Origin of the sequence: Pantoea conspicua (genome assembly GCF_002095315.1) — a bacterium.
In the GTDB taxonomy this organism is placed as follows: domain Bacteria; phylum Pseudomonadota; class Gammaproteobacteria; order Enterobacterales; family Enterobacteriaceae; genus Pantoea; species Pantoea conspicua.
On sequence record NZ_MLFN01000071.1, the window covers coordinates 1 to 17272 of the forward strand.

General features: G+C 57.5%; 12 protein-coding genes and 4 pseudogenes. 14 read left to right on the top strand and 2 right to left on the bottom strand.

Features of this window, described 5'->3' with window-relative positions; all coding sequences use genetic code 11:
- Nucleotides 1-200: 200 nt before the first annotated feature.
- The 7 genes and pseudogenes from HA41_RS18040 to HA41_RS18070 all read left to right on the top strand — a co-directional run bounded on the left by HA41_RS18040 (nt 201) and on the right by HA41_RS18070 (nt 6109).
- Nucleotides 201-1612, top strand: a pseudogene (locus HA41_RS18040) (cytochrome ubiquinol oxidase subunit I).
- A gap of 1 nt (nt 1613) precedes the next feature.
- The gene (cydB, locus tag HA41_RS18045) at nt 1614-2618 is read left to right on the top strand and encodes a cytochrome d ubiquinol oxidase subunit II (protein WP_094121919.1); all 1005 of its coding nucleotides are present in this window, start codon (nt 1614-1616) and stop codon (nt 2616-2618) included.
- Between the two features lies 1 nt (nt 2619).
- Nucleotides 2620-2787 (top strand): DUF2474 domain-containing protein, encoded by a 168-nt coding sequence (locus tag HA41_RS18050; protein ID WP_094121920.1) that lies wholly within the window; start codon nt 2620-2622, stop codon nt 2785-2787.
- 192 nt (nt 2788-2979) lie between these two features.
- Complete coding sequence (locus tag HA41_RS18055; protein WP_094121921.1) at nt 2980-3849, top strand: helix-turn-helix domain-containing protein; 870 nt, start codon at nt 2980-2982, stop codon at nt 3847-3849.
- A 279-nt stretch (nt 3850-4128) separates the two neighbouring features.
- Nucleotides 4129-4284, top strand: coding sequence for a hypothetical protein (locus HA41_RS18060; protein WP_233987147.1), 156 nt, complete (start codon nt 4129-4131; stop codon nt 4282-4284).
- A gap of 383 nt (nt 4285-4667) precedes the next feature.
- Entirely contained in the window at nt 4668-5495 is an 828-nt protein-coding gene (locus tag HA41_RS18065) for a siderophore-interacting protein (protein ID WP_094121930.1), read from the top strand.
- 77 nt (nt 5496-5572) lie between these two features.
- Nucleotides 5573-6109, top strand: a complete 537-nt coding sequence (locus HA41_RS18070; protein WP_094121923.1) for a PadR family transcriptional regulator — start codon at nt 5573-5575, stop codon at nt 6107-6109.
- Nucleotides 6110-6143: 34 nt separating this feature from the next.
- Here HA41_RS18070 and HA41_RS18075 read toward each other — a convergent pair whose 3' ends face one another.
- Nucleotides 6144-6440 carry an Rdx family protein gene (locus HA41_RS18075; protein WP_094121924.1) on the bottom strand — a complete coding sequence of 99 codons (297 nt, stop codon included), beginning with the start codon at nt 6438-6440 and terminating at the stop codon, nt 6144-6146.
- A 240-nt stretch (nt 6441-6680) separates the two neighbouring features.
- Here HA41_RS18075 and HA41_RS18080 point away from each other — a divergent pair.
- From HA41_RS18080 to HA41_RS18105, 6 genes and pseudogenes are all read left to right on the top strand, one after another.
- Nucleotides 6681-9052: pseudogene (locus HA41_RS18080) on the top strand (TonB-dependent receptor domain-containing protein).
- 50 nt (nt 9053-9102) lie between these two features.
- Nucleotides 9103-10134 carry a hemin-degrading factor gene (locus tag HA41_RS18085; RefSeq protein ID WP_094121925.1) on the top strand — a complete coding sequence of 344 codons (1032 nt, stop codon included), beginning with the start codon at nt 9103-9105 and terminating at the stop codon, nt 10132-10134.
- A pseudogene (locus HA41_RS18090) lies at nt 10131-10953 on the top strand (heme/hemin ABC transporter substrate-binding protein). The gene HA41_RS18085 and the pseudogene HA41_RS18090 overlap by 4 nt, the downstream one beginning before the upstream one ends.
- The gene (locus HA41_RS18095) at nt 10946-11944 is read left to right on the top strand and encodes a FecCD family ABC transporter permease (protein WP_094121926.1); all 999 of its coding nucleotides are present in this window, start codon (nt 10946-10948) and stop codon (nt 11942-11944) included. The pseudogene HA41_RS18090 and the gene HA41_RS18095 overlap by 8 nt, the downstream one beginning before the upstream one ends.
- Complete coding sequence (locus HA41_RS18100) at nt 11941-12717, top strand: heme ABC transporter ATP-binding protein (RefSeq protein ID WP_094121927.1); 777 nt, start codon at nt 11941-11943, stop codon at nt 12715-12717. The genes HA41_RS18095 and HA41_RS18100 overlap by 4 nt, the downstream gene beginning before the upstream one ends.
- A gap of 94 nt (nt 12718-12811) precedes the next feature.
- Nucleotides 12812-13309, top strand: a complete 498-nt coding sequence (locus HA41_RS18105) for a CinA family protein (protein WP_094121928.1) — start codon at nt 12812-12814, stop codon at nt 13307-13309.
- Between the two features lie 39 nt (nt 13310-13348).
- Here HA41_RS18105 and acuI read toward each other — a convergent pair whose 3' ends face one another.
- On the bottom strand, nt 13349-14332 hold the full coding sequence (gene acuI, locus HA41_RS18110) for an acrylyl-CoA reductase (NADPH) (protein WP_094121929.1): 984 nt from the start codon (nt 14330-14332) through the stop codon (nt 13349-13351).
- 560 nt (nt 14333-14892) lie between these two features.
- Here acuI and HA41_RS18115 point away from each other — a divergent pair.
- Nucleotides 14893-17045, top strand: a pseudogene (locus HA41_RS18115) (ornithine decarboxylase).
- Nucleotides 17046-17272: the final 227 nt, after the last annotated feature.

Consider the following 17272-nt stretch of genomic DNA (forward strand, 5'->3'; position numbering starts at 1 on the left):
GCCATTCCCATGAAAAACAATGATCAGAATCAACAAAGACTGTTATAGTTTTCATTAACCCGATTGTTTCTGTTTCCTCGCTGCGAATAGTTTTAAATTCGCGGCGGGAATTAATTCAACGGCAACGAAATGAGTGCTTCAGGCTTAAGTTGTTAATTATAAGTAAATATGTGGTGTTCTATGTGGCAAAGAGGTAAGCAATGTTCGGATTAGATGCCTTTCATCTGGCGAGGATTCAGTTCGCATTTACTGTTTCCTTCCATATTATCTTTCCCGCCATCACCATCGGCCTCGCCAGCTTCCTGGCCGTGCTCGAGGGGATGTGGCTGAAAACCCGTGATCATACCTATCGTGATCTTTACCATTCTGGTCGAAAATCTTTGCCGTCAACTTCGGCATGGGCGTGGTGTCGGGACTGGTGATGGCCTATCAGTTCGGGACTAACTGGAGCGGCTTCTCGGAGTTTGCCGGCAGTATCACCGGACCGCTACTGACCTATGAAGTCCTGACCGCTTTCTTCCTCGAAGCGGGCTTCCTCGGTGTGATGCTGTTTGGCTGGAATCGCGTCGGGCCCGGTCTGCACTTCTTTGCCACCTGTATGGTCGCGTTGGGAACCCTGATCTCTACCTTCTGGATCCTCGCGTCAAACAGCTGGATGCATACGCCGCAGGGCTACATTATTGAGAACGGTATCGTGGTGCCGCAGGACTGGTTCAAAATCGTCTTTAACCCGTCGTTCCCGTACCGCCTGTTCCATATGTCGGTGGCCGCCTTCCTCGCCAGCGCCTTCTTTGTCGGGTCATCAGCGGCCTGGCATCTGCTGAAAGGCAAAAATAATCCTGCGATTCGCAAGATGTTTTCGATGGCGCTGTGGATGGCGCTGATTGTCGCACCGATTCAGGCGATGATCGGCGATGCGCATGGTCTCAACACCCTGGAGCATCAGCCCGCCAAAATAGCGGCGATTGAAGGACACTGGGAAAACCCGCCAGGCGAAGCCACACCGCTGATTCTGTTTGGTATTCCTGATATGGAGCAGGAGCGCACCAAATATGCGCTGGAAGTGCCTTATCTCGGCAGCCTGATCCTGACCCACAGTCTGGATAAGCAGGTGCCGGCGCTGAAGTCATTCCCGAAAGAGGACCGGCCAAACTCAACAATCATCTTCTGGTCGTTCCGCGTGATGGTGGCGATGGGACTGCTGATGATTACCCTGGGCGTGGTCAGTCTGTGGCTGCGTTTCAAAGGGCGTCTGTATGAGTCACGTCCTTTCCTGTGGTTTGCGCTGCTGATGGGGCCGTCTGGTCTGATTGCAATTCTGGCAGGGTGGTTCACCACGGAAATCGGCCGTCAGCCCTGGGTGGTGTATGGCGTACAGCGCACCATCGATGCGGTGTCGGCGCACGGCGATCTCCATATGAGTATCAGCCTGCTGGCCTTCATCCTGGTCTACAGTTCGGTGTTCGGCGTGGGTTATCACTATATGATGCGACTGATCAAGCAGGGACCTGAAACCGGCGAAGGACACATCACTGAACAGGGTGGTCCGGGTCAGAAGAAAACCCCGGCGCGTCCACTTTCTGCGGCCACATTTAAGGATGGAGACCACTAAGATGATCGATTTCTCAATTATCTGGTTCGCGATTATCGTCTTCGCCACCCTGATGTATATCGTTATGGATGGTTTCGATCTCGGTATCGGCCTGCTGTTCCCGTTCAATAAGGATGTGGGCGAGCGTGACATGATGGTCAACACCGTCGCGCCGGTCTGGGATGGTAATGAAACCTGGCTGGTACTGGGCGGGGCGGGGCTGTATGGCGCGTTCCCGCTGGCCTACTCGGTGATTGCGGATGCGCTGTCGATTCCGCTGACGGCGATGCTGATTGGCCTGATTTTCCGTGGCGTGGCGTTTGAGTTCCGCTTTAAAGCGGTAGAAGGGCACCGGGCGTTCTGGGACAAGTCGTTCATCGCCGGTTCTATTCTGGCGACCTTCAGTCAGGGTGTCGCGGTTGGCGCAATGCTGGACGGTATTCCGGTTGAGGGCCGCCGTTTCGCCGGTTCCGCAATGGACTGGCTGGCACCGTTCCCGCTGTTCTGCGGCGTGGGGCTGGTGGTGGCCTATGCGCTACTGGGCTGTACCTGGCTGATCATGAAAACTGAAGATGAGCTGCATCGCAAAATGTCAGCGCTGGCCACGCCGCTGGTGATCGCGCTGCTGGTGATTGTCGGTATCATCAGCCTGTGGACGCCGTTTGCCCACGACGATATTGCCCAGCGCTGGTTCAGCAAGCCTAACCTGTTCTGGTTCCTGCCGGTTCCGGTGCTGGTGTTGCTCTGTTCGTGGGGCATCGTGCGTGCGATCAAACGTCAGGCGCACTACTCGCCGTTCCTGCTGACGCTGGCGCTGATCTTCCTCGGCTTCTCTGGCCTGGGTATCAGTATCTGGCCCAACATTATTCCGCCGTCAGTCACCATCTGGGCCGCCGCATCACCACCGCAGAGCCAGGCCTTTATGCTGGTAGGGAGCCTGCTGATCATTCCGATGATCCTGGGCTATACCTTCTGGAGCTACTACGTGTTCCGTGGAAAAATCAAAGCAGACGCAGGATATCATTGATATGAAAACCGAGGTCAGCAGCATGAAAAACCACAATGAGACGAAAGCCCCGTGGTGGAAGCGCGTGATGTGGCTGGTGGTTATCTACGCCGCAAGCGTGCTGGCACTGGGCGTTGTCGCCTCATTATTCCGCATGATGATGACAGCAGCCGGTATGCGCAGCCATTAATGGCCGCATTACCCGCTGCGTAAAGAGCAGGGCTGACTTCGGTCAGCCCTTTTTAATTAGTCACCTAAGCAATTAATGCGAAATCGTCGCCGGGCAGCCCTTTACAGCCGGCATTTCCTTACCGCCGTTGCGGTTTTTTGTTATTCTTTTGTGACAAATATCACCCTTTAATCCGCGTCGTACATCGCCATCATGCTCAGTCAGGCCCTTAAAAAACAGCATATAAATGCTCTGGTAGAGTGGATCGAAGCCAATCTGACCGACGATCTAAGTATTGATCTGATCACGCTAAAATCGGGTTACTCCAAATGGCACATGCAGCGCATGTTCAAAGAGATGACCGGCCAGACGCTGGCGGCTTACACCCGTAAACGACGGCTCACGGTGGCGGCAATGGCGTTGCGGCTGACGCGCATGCCGCTGATCGATATCGCCGTGCGCTTTGGTTTTGACAACCAGCAGAATTTTACCCGGGTTTTTAAAAGCCATTTCTCCCTGACGCCTGGCGCGTTTCGTCGTATCCCGCATCTACCGGTAAAACATTTCCACGGTCGGATTCCGGTGCGGTCGCCGATTGAACGTGCGGTGCTGGTTGAACAGGATGAAGACCTGCCTCTCTGCGGTGAGACGATGGAGTGGGAGTGTCAGTTCGGCGAATACATCGCCGATCATGAACATCGGGTAGCTGAGCAGGCGCGACGGCTGGTTGCGCTGGCCGATAGCCACGTCCGGCATGGCTGGCTCGGATTTGAGTATGGCCCGGGCCACTCTTCGGCTGACCAGCAGAATATCAGTCTGTTCCAGGCGCTGGAGCCGCAGCACGCCGTGTTGCTGGACGGAAACATCGAAAGCTGGAGTGAAACGCGTGGACTTTATGCGCGGATTAACTGGAGCGGCGCGCCTGAGCAGCTGACGCGGTTTATTGCTGACATCTACTATCTGCACCTGCCAACGCTGGGCGTGGCGCGCCGTCAGGGAAAAGATCTGCTGCGGCTGGATTTTGCACGCTGCAAACCTGACTGGCTGAGCGGAGTTTTTTCGATTCCGGTGACGCCAGCCTGATACTTATCTCGCCGTTGCAGCCGCGATTCGGCTGGCTGAGCCTGAAAAATGCATATTCCGTGCGGTAAACCGTGACAAACCGCACGATTTTATAAAATAAGTTACCCGTCTGGCGTAAAATCCTTCACCGAAACCCCGTGGTGCACTATTCAACGTACTTTCCTGGCGGGGCTGAAACATTCATCTGCATTTCCGGTCATCTCTGGCTAAAAACGATTAACGAAGAAAATTATGCGACGCTCAATGTTGTTACTTATCTCAATGCTTTCGGCATTGCCTATGCTGGCTGCAGCCCAACTGGCAGAACCGTTCTCGCCACCGGCTGGTCTGCACCCGCATTCACAGATCTCTCAGCACGAAATTCTGGGCGACGGTCAGCTGCCCCAGCATACCCAGAATAATCCTGCCGCCTCCGGCTTTAACGATACGCTGTAAAACGTTCTGCCGGTAATCGGGCGTCCCTCTGTTCAGCGGCGCGACCGACATCACCGGCCGAATGCGTTTCCTGTTACACCCTGCGTCAGCGATAAAAATCGGCTGATCGGCTGTTTGCCGACCGGCTGGATATCACTTCTGCGTCTTATCCTCTCCTCCCTGGCCTGTGCATTATATTCAGCGATTGTTGTCGCCAGTCAGCAAGCGGCTGACTCCCGTTTTCACTTCACCGATCACCGCCTGGCCTCGCAGAAATGCGCACTCCGCAGCTTAAAATATATCTTAATCCGAATCGATCGCATTTTTCGTCATTGTGTTCAAGATATATCATAGCTAACCTGAGCCACTCAGATGAGAATGATTTTGATTCCATGATTATGCTGATGCCCTCGATTGACGGGCATTTAACCCGTTTCAGGAGAGATGTTGTGCCAAATCCTAACTCTGATCGCCTTCCTCAGCGCGTCCGTAATGAACTGCGCTTTCGTCATATTCAGGTGGCAAGCAAAACTAACATTGCCGGTAACTTCTGGCGCATCGTCTTCAGCGGCAGCGATCTGGCGGGCTTCACTTCACCGGGCTTTGACGATCACATTAAAGTCTTCTTTCCCGCCAGCGCGGGTGAGATGCCGGCATTGCCGCAGATCACCGGGGACGGCATTGTCTGGCCGGACGGCTTACGCCCGGCGGCCCGTGATTACACGCCGCTGGCCTTTGATGGCGTCTCGTCGCTGACGCTCGATTTCTATATTCATCAAAGCGGCGTTGCCAGCGACTGGGCGACACAGGCGCAAATCGGCGACAGCCTGATCATCGGCGGCCCCCGCGGCTCACTGATCGTACCGACCGATTACGCTTTCCAGCTCTATGTCTGTGACGAAACCGGTCTGCCTGCTTTTGCGCGCCGTAAACAGGATGCCTGCGCACAACAGTTGCATCTGTTCGCCTATGCTGATGAGGCTACCGGGCGGGATTACTTAACCGATACGGCTGGCGTAACTCTCAACTGGCTCGGCAGCGGTCAGATGCAAACGGCGCAGCTCAGCCAGCTGATCGCAAAGCTGGATCAACTGGCGATACCGTCGGAAGATTACTTTATCTGGCTGACCGGCGAAGGCGAGTTTGTTAAGGCGCTGAGCGATTATTTCACCACCCAGCGCGGCGTGAACAGTGACTACGTCCGCGCCGTGGCGTACTGGCACCAGAAGTAAACCCGGCCGCCGCCCGTGTTGAATTTTGCCAGGCGGCGGTCTACCATCAACCTCCATTTCTTCTCCCTGAGCAGGTTATGAAAGACCATTCAGCAGCTTCATCTGATGATCATCCCACGCGCGCTGGCGGCTGTGGCAGCCGTCGTAAGCGGCGGGAAAAAATGCTGGAGGCGAGTGATATTCGTCTGCTGATGCTCCATTTCCTGGCGCAGAATGCCGCGCACGGCTATGAACTGATCAAGTCGGTGGAGGAGTTATCGAAAGGGGAGTATTCGCCCAGTCCGGGCATTATCTATCCCAATCTGACGCTGCTGGAAGAGATGGAGGCGATTCAGGTGGTGGACGCCCAGGCGACACGCAAAGCGTACCGGCTGACCGCGGCGGGTGAGGCGCTACTGGCGTCCAGTGGCGATCAGGTTGCCAGCCTGATCGCCCGTTTATCGTCGCTGGCGATTCTGGTCAATAACCGCAGCATTCCGGCGGTAGAGCAGGCGATCCATGAACTGAAAATGGCGCTTAATACCCGTCTGGCACAGCAGGATATCTCTGAAGCCGCATTGCAGACGCTGATTGTGGCGCTGCACGACGCGGCAGAAAAAATCACCCACAGCTGACCTATCCCCTGCAGCCGCAGCGCCCGCCGGCGACTCAGCTCACTTCGGGCTTGTGCTTATCAATGTGACCCAGCGTCCGATCCGGGAAACAGATGTCGCGCACTCGTTGTTTTAAGGTCGTGGCGTCTGGAAAACCCCCATCCCGTTTACGCTCCCACAGCAGATGCTCATCGAGCGTAATCTCAAAAATGCCACCGGTACCCGGCCTGAGTGTCACTTCCGCCAGATCCTCAGCAAAGGTGTGCAGAAGTTCCTGTGCCATCCACGCCGATCGCATCAGCCAGTTGCATTGCATACAGTAGTGGATAACGACCACAGGTTTTTGCGCCATAACTCTTTTCCTTTAACGTGTTGATAAATTACCGGTTAATTGTAGTTAACAAATTGTGCTGCGCAAGATGCACCTTAATGTAAATAAGATTGATAACTATTCGTAATTGCATTAAATTCCCGGCGATAATTCCTATTCAGAAACAACGCCTGTTATTTTGCGGCTTTTGTGCGAAGCCGGTTTGAGAGTGCCAGCAAGTAAGTGAGCGAATACTAACAATTAACCAGGTAATTCGCGCCCATGTCACCACTTTTTCAGGGATTGACGCAACAGCGTCTGTTTAAACGGGCGTTACTCGCCTCTGCCATCCATACCACCTGCAGTTATGCCGCGGGCAGTGAATCTGTTCCGCTAGCGCTTTCCGACAAAACCGAAAGTCAGCCCGATGCGGTGATGACGGTCACCGCACCTGCGCTGAAACAACAGGCTGGCAGCAAAACCAGCCTGTCGGCAGCGGATCTGCAACAGCGTGGTGCCACCGATTTTGGCTCTGTTATGCGTTATGAACCGCTGATTAGCGCCACCGGCAGTCAGGGCGGATCGTCCGCAGGCAAGAGCGGTTTTGATCGGGCTGGCTATACCGGCTACAACATTCGCGGGCTGGAAAGTAACCGCGTCGGGCTGGATGTTGATGGTATCCCGCTGCCGCAGGCAACTGGCCGCAGCTATGTGGGGCGAGCCGGGCTGGACAGTTTTGGCATTGGCCGTGACTACATCGACCCTTATCTGTTTGGCCGCATCGACATTGAAAAGGGCGCGACGGCGGTTGATCAACCGAACACCTCGCTCGGCGGCAATGTCTCCTTTCGTAATAAGTCCCCTGACGATTACCTGCATCCCGGTAAAGCGACCGCGTTCAGCTATCAGAGCGACTATGACTCATCCAATCGCAGCTGGCATAACGGCATCACTGCCGCCGCCGGTGACGATGAACTGCGCGGCATCTTTGTTTACAGCCGCCGCGACGGTCAGGAAACCCGTAATAACAGCAGTACGCTGGATGCCTATCCCGCTAACTGGCACTCCGATGCCTTTATGACCTCCGGGATCTGGCAGCCCAACGATTTGCATCGGTTCAGCGCCACCGCCGACTACTACCACAAAACCAATCACAGTCGTTACGACAGCTGGGATACCGCCGGTAACACCGTCTGGGGCAGCGCACAGCAGCAGAGCGATACCCGCCGCTGGGGCATCAGCCTCGCGGACGAATACACGCCGTACAACGCGATTATCGACAGCCTGATGACCCGGATTTACTGGCAACAGACCGAAGCGCATGACAATACGTTGATGCCGTCGAGCGCAACCGCCTGGCAAAATGTCTATTCCGATTACAACAGCGACAGCTACGGTTTTGATGCACAGGCGACCAGACGTATCGGGCGACATGAGCTGAGCGGCGGACTGAATGCACGTAGGGTAGTGACCGAACGGCCTTTCCGTCAGACGCCGGCACCTACCGCCACCAGTGTCATCATGCAGCCACAGGCCAACAGCCGCAGCTACACCCTTGGCGGGTATCTGCAGGATAAAATCAATTTTGATGCTGACGGACATAACGTGGCAGTGATTCCTGGCGTTCGGGTGGCGTACCAGAACACCAAACCGCGTGATGTCGGGACGCTGACCACCAGCAGCAGCGTGCTGGATGCCAGTGAAGTCTCCGCACTGTACGGTTCGGCCAACAGCGATACCCAGCTGTTACCGTCGATCGCCTTCCAGTACGATCTCACGCCCAGCCTGATGACCTATCTGCAATATACCCGTGGCGCGCAGTTCCCCAACGACACCCAGCTGTATGGATCATGGAACCTCGGTTCCAGCTATGCGGGTCCGGCACAGTATGCGCTGATCGGTAATGCAGATTTAAAAACCGAGACCAGCAATAACTACGAATGGGGCGTGAAAGGCGAGCTGACAGAAGGTGTCACCCTGAATGCCGCCGCGTTTTATAACGACTATAAAAACTTTATCGCCTTTACCCGCTACAGCCGCGCGGCAAATCCGGGTAAGTTCGTTAATGTCCCCAGCAACATCTACACCACTTACCAGGCGGAAAACCGCGACAAAGCCTATATCTATGGCGCTGAAATCAGCAGCAAAGTGAATGTCGGCAGCTGGTTCCCGCAGGTGGATGGCCTGAGCGCCAGGCTGGCGTTTGGCTATACCCAGGCGCGGCAAAGTCGAGCTATCTCGGCGACCGCTATATCGACCTGGAAAGCGTGGCCCCGATGAAAGCCATCGTTGGGCTGGGCTGGGATGATGAGGCACGCGGCTATGGCGCGGCAGTCACCGCGACCTTTGTTAAAGGCAAGCGCGCCACCGCCACTAACCGTAACAGTTATGCCAACAGCGGCAGCAGCCTCACCGATTCCAGCACCGATTATATGCGGGTGCCCGGTTACGGCATGGTGGATATGACCGCTTACTGGCGGGTCACGCCGCAGGTCAGGCTGAGCGGTGGACTGTATAACATTACCGATCGTAAGTACTGGGATTACCTCAGCAGCCGTGAACTGACCAGCGCCACCCGGCAGGAACGCAACGATCAGGCGCTGGCGGTGATGCCGGGCCGTACTTTCCAGTTAGGCGTTAACGTCGATTTCTGATAACCGCTGCCCTGCACTGATGCAGGGCACTGCAATGGGAGCAACCAGGTATGGATTCTGTTTACCAGCACTACCTCGCCCTGAAAGGCGAACAGCCGAAAAAGTATGCCCGTGAGCTCGCGGCACTGATCGGGATCAGCGAAGCGGCACTGTGCCAGGCCCGCATCGGGGCGGATGCCTGGCGGCTAAAGCCAGATTTTCCGGCACTGCTGAAAGCGCTTGAGGCGGTCGGTGAAACCAAAAGCCTTACCCGCAACGCCTATGCGGTTCATGAGCAGATCGGTGAGTACAAAAACCTGCATCTCGGTGACCATGCCGGGATTTTACTGAACCCGCGAGCGCTGGATCTGCGTCTGTTTGTCGCCCAGTGGTGGTGTGCCTTTGCCCTGCAGGAGCAAACCGCACAGGGCGAACGGCACAGCATACAGATCTTCGATCGTCATGGTGACGCCGTGCTGAAGATCTATGCCACAGATCGGACCAACAAGGCTGCGTGGCAGACGCTGATTGAGGCTTTCCGCGAGGATGGCGCGACGCCACTGCGGGTGGAGCCGTTCATCGCCGCCGCGCTGAACGATAAGGTGGATGCGGCTGCAATCGATCGTGAATGGCGTGCCATGACCGATGTGCATCAATTTTTCAGCCTGCTGAAGCGTCACAACCTGTCGCGTCAGCAGGCGTTTCGTGCCGCCGGTGACGATCTTGCCTGTCAGACCCGCAACGACGCGCTGGCGCGGCTGTTGCAGATGACGCAGCAGGACGGCAATGAAATCATGATATTTGTCGGTAATCGCGGCTGTACCCAGATTTTCACCGGCGCGATTGAGAAAGTGGTGCCGATGGATAACTGGCTCAACGTCTTTAATCCGCAATTCACCCTGCATCTGATGGCTGACCAGATCAGCGAAAGCTGGATCACCCGCAAACCAGGTGGCGATGGCTTTGTCACCAGTCTGGAACTGTTTGCCGCCGACGGCACGCAGATCGCTCAGCTTTACGGACAGCGCAGTGAAGGGACGCCGGAGCAGTCGCGCTGGCGCGAGCAGATCGATGCGCTGCGTCGTGCAGGAGCCGTAGCATGAGGTGGCTGACGCTGCTGGGACTGCTGCTGGCGCTGCCGTCGCTGGCGGCGGAGCGGGTGATATCGATTGGCGGCGATGTTACGCAGATTATCTATGCGCTGGATGCCCAGCAGCAGCTGGTGGCGCGTGACAGCACCAGTTTGCGTCCGGCGCTGGCAACCCGGCTGCCGGATGTCGGTTACATGCGCCAGTTGAATGCTGAAGGGATCCTGGCGCTTAAACCGACGCTGGTGATCGCCAGTGAACTGGCTAAGCCCTCGCTGGTGCTGCAACAGATTGCGCAGGCCGGGGTGCGCGTCGTCACGGTCAGTGGCGAAAACAGCCTGCAGGCGATTCCGCAAAAAATAACCGCCATCGGCAAGGCGCTCGGCCATCAGGCTGACGCGCAGGCGCTGGCACAGCAGATGGCGCAGCAGATCGGCCAGTTGCCCCAGCAAAAAACTGCCGGTGAAGGTGCTCTACATTATGGCCAATAGCGGCATGAAATCGATGGCGGCGGGTAAGCAGACCGCTGCTGACAGCGCCATCCGCAGTGCCGGACTGGAGAACGCGATGGGCAGCGTGCCGCACTATCAGGCGCTGTCGCAGGAAGGGGTAATCGCTGCCGCGCCGGATCTGGTGGTGATTGGCGAAGAGGGTCTGAAAACCCTGGGCGGCGAACAGCAGCTGTGGCAGTTGCCCGGACTGGCGCTGACGCCAGCCGGCCAGCAGCATCGTCTGCTGGTGATCGATACCATGGCGCTGCTGGGATTTGGCCTGGATACGCCGCGGGCAATCGTCCGGTTACGTCAGGCAGCGGAATCACTGACGCATGATTAACGGTAATGCGCTACGCATACTGGCGCTGATGACCATTATGTTGCTGATATTCATGTTGCTGGCAGCCAATTTCGGTGCGATGTCGCTGTCACTGCGCGCGCTGTGGCAGGCCGCATTCAGCGAGCTGATCTGGCAGGTCTGGCTCAATATTCGCCTGCCGCGCGTGCTGCTGGCGGTGCTGATCGGCATGGCACTGGCAGTTTCCGGCGCGGTGATGCAGGGGGTGTTTCGCAATCCGCTGGCCGATCCGGGTTTGCTCGGTATCAGCAGCGGGGCCGGTCTGGCAGTGGCGCTGGCGATTGTTGCCCCGCTGGCCCTGCCACCGTCGCTGGCGCTGTGGCTGCCGATGATCGCCGCCTTTATCGGCAGCCTGCTGGTGACGCTACTGATCTTCAGCTTCAGCCGGCTGGCGAGCGGGAATCTGTCACGTCTGTTGCTGGTGGGGATCGCCATTAACGCGCTGTGCGGTGCGGCGGTCGGCGTGCTGTCGTGGCTGAGTAACGATCAGCAACTGCGTCAGCTGTCGCTGTGGGGAATGGGCAGCCTCAGCCAGGCGCAGTGGCCGGCGCTGCTGATCTGCGCGCTGCTGATTTTACCGGCACTGCTGCTGTTACAGTCGCTGTCTCGCCAGCTTAATCTGCTGCAGGCGGGCGAAGAAGATGCGCACTACATGGGCGTCGATGTGAAACGCACTCAGCATCAGTTACTGATCCTCAGCGCGCTGCTGGTCGGCACGGCGGTGTCGGTCAGCGGCGTGATCGGCTTTGTCGGCTTAGTGGTACCGCACGTGATGCGCTTTTGTCTCGGCAGCGATCATCGCTGGCTGTTGCCCGGTTCGGCGCTGGCGGGCGCGATTCTGCTGCTGCTGGCTGATACCCTGGCGCGCACAGTGGTGGTGCCGGCAGAGATGCCGGTCGGTCTGCTCACCAGCCTGATTGGCGGTCCGTGGTTTCTCTGGTTAATCCTGCGCCAGCAGCGAGGCATCGAATGAGCGAGCAATTACAGGCGGCGGGATTGTGTTTATCCCGCGACGGTAAAATCATTATTGATCGTCTCGACGTCACGCTATCGGCCGGTGAGATGGTGGCGCTGATTGGCCCCAACGGTGCCGGGAAATCGACCCTGCTGCGGATGCTGACCGGCTTCCTGCCGCCTGACCAGGGTGAATGTCGACTGGGCGAGCAGCCCATGGCGGAGTGGTCTCGCGAGCGGCTGGCGCGACGCCGGGCAGTGATGCGCCAGCAAACCCTGCTGACCTTTTCACAATCCGCCGAATCGGTGGTGGCGATGGGACGTGCGCCCTGGCCGGAGGCGCAAAGCCGGGAGATTGTAGCGGAAGTGATGCAGCTGACCGGCTGCCAGTCACTGGCGCAGCGCGACTACCGTCAGCTTTCAGGAGGAGAGCAGCAACGGGTACAGCTGGCACGGGTGCTGGCACAGCTGTGGCAGGATGGTGCACCACGCGGCTGGCTGTTTCTGGATGAGCCCACCTCGGCGCTGGATCTCTTCTGGCAACAGCAGACGCTGCGATTACTGCGGCGGCTGACGCACGCCGGGACGCTGTGCGTCTGCGCCGTACTGCACGATCTCAATCAGGCTGCTTTATGGGCGGATCGTATTTTGCTGCTGCATGCTGGCAGGCTGGTGGCGCAAGGTACGCCGCAGGCGGTGATGACGGAAGCGACGCTGACCCGCTGGTATCAGGCCGAGTTGCAGGTGATGCCGGGCGAGGGCGGAAAGCCGCATATTCGATTGCGGGTTTAGGCCGTTTCGCTTTTGAAACATTGTGTTGCGAGGTTATGTCTTGCCAGTTTTGCGCCATAATTGTGTTTCTGGGTGAATTTTTAAGGAGACAATAATGGCGCAATCATTAGACCAGACCGCTAAACAACTGGGTGAAATGTTACTCTCTTCCGGACTTCATCTGGCCACTGCCGAATCCTGTACCGCTGGCTTGATCAGCATGACGCTGGCGGCGGTAGAGAACAGTGGCAACTTTTATACCAGCGGCTTTGTGACCTATAGCGAGAATGCCAAGATCCGGCTGCTGGGCGTTCATCCCGCTACGCTGGAGCAGCACACCGCGGTCAGTGAACAGACCGCGCGGGAAATGGCCCAGGGTGCCTGCGCCCGTTCCGGTGAGCCGGTCGGGCTGGCGATCACCGGCTATGCCGGGCCTGATGGTGGTGAAGATGGTACGCCCGCCGGCACCATCTGGTTCGGCTGGGTATTACCGAATGGTCAGGACTATGCCGAGTGCCATCAGTTCAGTGGCGATCCAAAATCGGTGATGGAACAGGGCACGCAGTTCGCGCTGGAAGGATTAATAAAGCGGCTGCAGCTGCCGGGGGAATAAAGGCGCAACCGTGCGCCCTCTCCGGCAGCCCGGTTGGTCTTAACGACAGTCGACAATCAGCCGCCCGCGGACTTTGCCCTCCAGCAGGTCCTGCGCCCCTTGCCGGGCTTCGCTTAACGGAATCACCTGCGTCAGCTGGCTAAGCAGATCGCTATCAAGTAATTCTCCGAGCCGTTGCCAGGCTTGCTGACGCAGCGGGATCGGACACATCACGCTATCCACGCCAGCCAGCGTAATGCCGCGCAAAATAAACGGTGCCACGCTGGCTGGCAGATCCAGTCCCTGCGCCATTCCGCAGGCGGCGACCGCGCCATCGCGCTGGGTCGCGGCCAGCACATTCGCCAGCGTATGGCTGCCGACGCTGTCCACCGCGGCCGCCCAGCGCTCTTTCATTAACGGCTTGCCGGGTTGGGAGAGTTCGTTACGATCAATCACCGAGGCCGCGCCCAGCGTATCAAGCAGATAAGCGTGATCGCTGGCGCGTCCGCTGGAGGCCACCACCTGATAGCCGAGGCGGGCCAGCAGACTGACGCTAAAGCTACCCACACCGCCGCTGGCACCGGTAACCAGCACCGGACCGCGTTCCGGCGTGATGCCCTGTTTTTCCAGCGCCATCACGCACAACATCGCGGTCAGACCCGCAGTGCCTATCGCCATGGTTTGCAGCGGGCTGAGCGTGGCGGGCACCTCGACCAGCCAGTCGCCGGTCACGCTGGCTTTCTGCGCCAGGCCGCCCCACTGTTTTTCGCCCACGCCCCAGCCGGTGAGCAGGGCGACATCATCCTGCTGCCAGTTGGGATGGCGGCTGGCGGTGACCCGTCCAACAAAATCGATACCCGGCACCATCGGGAAGTGACGCACGATCGGCCCTTTATTGCAGATCGCCAGCGCATCTTTGTAGTTAAGGGAGGAGTAACTAACGTCGAGGGTGACATCGTGGTCGGGCAGTTGTGATTCGGGAAGATCTTTCAGCAGAGAACGGTAACCCTGTTCGTCATTTTCAATGACCAGTGCCTTGAACATGCACCTCCGGCAAAAATAGGAAAGAGGGGAATAAGTTTACGCCTGACTGACGGATTGCGGTAGGGATAGGGTCGCTAAGCTGCGCGCCGTCGCCCGGATCGATCGTTAAACAGAATAAAGTCTGATCGGGTCGGGAATGAGTAGCGTGCATAAATCTGCATATAATTCAGATAATTAATCGAATAATTTGTGGGTTATAGAATTTTATGCATTAAAAACAACGCGTTACTTATAGGCGGCTTTGACTGATTAATTGGCGCGCGCGGCTTGTTCACGTCAGAAAAAGATGACATCATGACCGCCACTTTTTGAGCCTGCTTATCTCTTTCAGAGGACGTTGCCATGTCCGGTTTACCGCGCACTCGCTCTGGTTACCGTTCGTTTTTTGCGGCTTACGCCCGATTCTGCTCCGTCCCGCTGAACACCTTCCTGATCGCCATGCGGTGAGGCCAGCCAGCGGCTGAAAGCGGCCGCATGATGCTATCTGACACTATTCGCCGGGGAGATCTCCCCATTGCTGTGCCTCTGGCACTCAGACCCTGACGTTAGGGATTTGCCTTATGACTCCACTGAAAATTGCTGCCAGCGCCGCGGTGGCACCCAATCTGACCCTGAACACGATGCGCGACGTGGTCACGCTGGATAACACCGACTTTACCGACGTCGCGGCGGTCGTTGTCTCACTGGCGGATAGCCGCAGTGGCGTGCTGGCCCTGTTGCGCCATACCGGCTTTAACCTGCCGGTATTTGTCGCCAACGCATTTGAAGAAGAGGTGATGCATCTGCCAGGCGTAAGCGGTGAGCTGAATGGCGATCCGCAGGACTGGCTGGCGCTGGAAGCTGCTGCTCAGGCCTATGAAGCGGCGCTGCTGCCGCCATTTTTCGAGACGCTGACCCGCTATGTGGATATGCAAAACAGCACCTTCGCCTGTCCGGGACATCAGGGCGGGGCCTTCTTTAAAAAGCATCCGGCGGGTAAGCAGTTCTTCGATTTTTACGGCGAGAATGTGTTCCGTTCTGATATGTGCAACGCCGACGTTAAACTGGGCGATCTGCTGATCCACGAAGGTTCGGCTAAAGATGCACAGAAGTATGCGGCGAAGGTCTTTAACGCCGATAAAACCTACTTCGTGCTGAACGGCACCTCCAGCGCTAATAAAGTGGTGACCAACGCGTTGTTAACGCGCGGAGACCTGGTGCTGTTCGACCGCAACAACCATAAATCAAACCATCATGGCGCACTGATTCAGGCGGGTGCGACGCCGGTCTATCTGGAAGCGGCGCGCAATCCCTTTGGCTTTATCGGCGGCATTGATGCGCACTGCTTTGATGAGGCCTATCTGCGCGAGCAGATCGGCAAGGTGGCCCCACAGCGCGCCACGGAAGCACGTCCGTTCCGTCTGGCGATTATCCAGCTGGGCACCTATGACGGTACCGTTTATAACGCGCGTCAGGTGGTGGATCGCATTGGTCACCTGTGCGATTACATCCTGTTCGATTCCGCCTGGCTCGGTTATGAGCAGTTCATTCCGCTGATGGAAGGGTGTTCGCCGCTGACCCTGACGCTGAATGAAAACGATCCCGGCATTTTTGTCACCCAGTCGGTGCACAAGCAGCTGGCGGGCTTTTCGCAGACTTCGCAGATCCATAAAAAAGATAACCACATTCGCGGGCAGCGGCGCTTTTGCCCGCATAAGCGTCTGAATAATGCCTTTATGCTGCACGCCTCAACCAGTCCGTTCTATCCGCTGTTCGCCGCGCTGGATATTAACGCGCGTATGCATCAGGGCGAGGCGGGACGGCGGATGTGGGATGAGTGCGTCACGCTGGGGATTGAGGCTCGGAAAGCGGTCTTTGAGCAGTGTGACATGATCCTGCCGTTTGTGCCGGAAACGGTCGAAGGCCAGCCCTGGCAGGCGGCTGCGACGGAGACGATCGCCCGCGATCTGCGCTATTTCAGCTTTGAACCGCAGGCGAAGTGGCACGGTTTTAGCGGATATGCCCGCGATCAGTATCGTGTTGATCCCTGCAAGCTGCTGCTGACCACGCCGGGCATTGATGCGGCGAGCGGTGACTATGCCGACTTTGGTATTCCAGCGACCATCCTGGCGAATTATCTGCGTGAGAACGGCATCGTGCCGGAGAAGTGCGATCTTAATTCGATCCTGTTTCTGCTGACGCCTGCTGAGACGCCGGAAAAATGGCCAATCTGGTGGCGATGCTGGCGCAGTTTGAACAGCATGTGAAAGAGGATGCGCCGCTGGCGGAAGTGCTGCCGACCATTTACCGCAAGAATGCCCAACGCTATGCCGGATATACCCTGCGTCGGCTGTGTCAGGAGATGCACGATCTCTACGTCAGTCACGATGTGAAGGGTCTGCAACGGATGATGTTCCGCGAGGCGGAGCTGCCGCCGGTGGCGGTGAATCCGCAGGATGCGCATCAGGCGTATATTCGCGGAGAGGTGGAGCTGGTGCCGATCGCCGAGGCCGGGGGCCGTGTTGCTGCGGAAGGCGCGCTGCCTTATCCACCGGGCGTACTCTGCGTGGTGCCGGGTGAAGTGTGGGGCGGAGCGGTGCAGCGCTATTTCCTGGCGCTGGAAGAGGGGGTGAATTTACTACCGGGCTTCTCGCCGGAGTTACAGGGTGTTTATACCGAAGAGGACGCCGGGGGGCGTAAATATCTGGTGGCCAATATGATGGTGGGGCGCTGATCTGAGCGTGGGCAGAGGCGGCTAGCGGCCCGCCGGGCCTTTTTGTTCGCTGCGCGAACGGGCTATGAGCGGGTTTCGTGGTGGGATTCGCTGCGCGAACGGGCCCGGAGAAGGTTTCGTTCGCCGGCTGGCTGGTGGGGTTCGCTGCGCGAACGGGCTATGAGTAGGTTTCGTTCGCCAGCTGGCTGGTGGGGTTCGCTGCGTGAACGGGCTATGAGCGGGTTTCG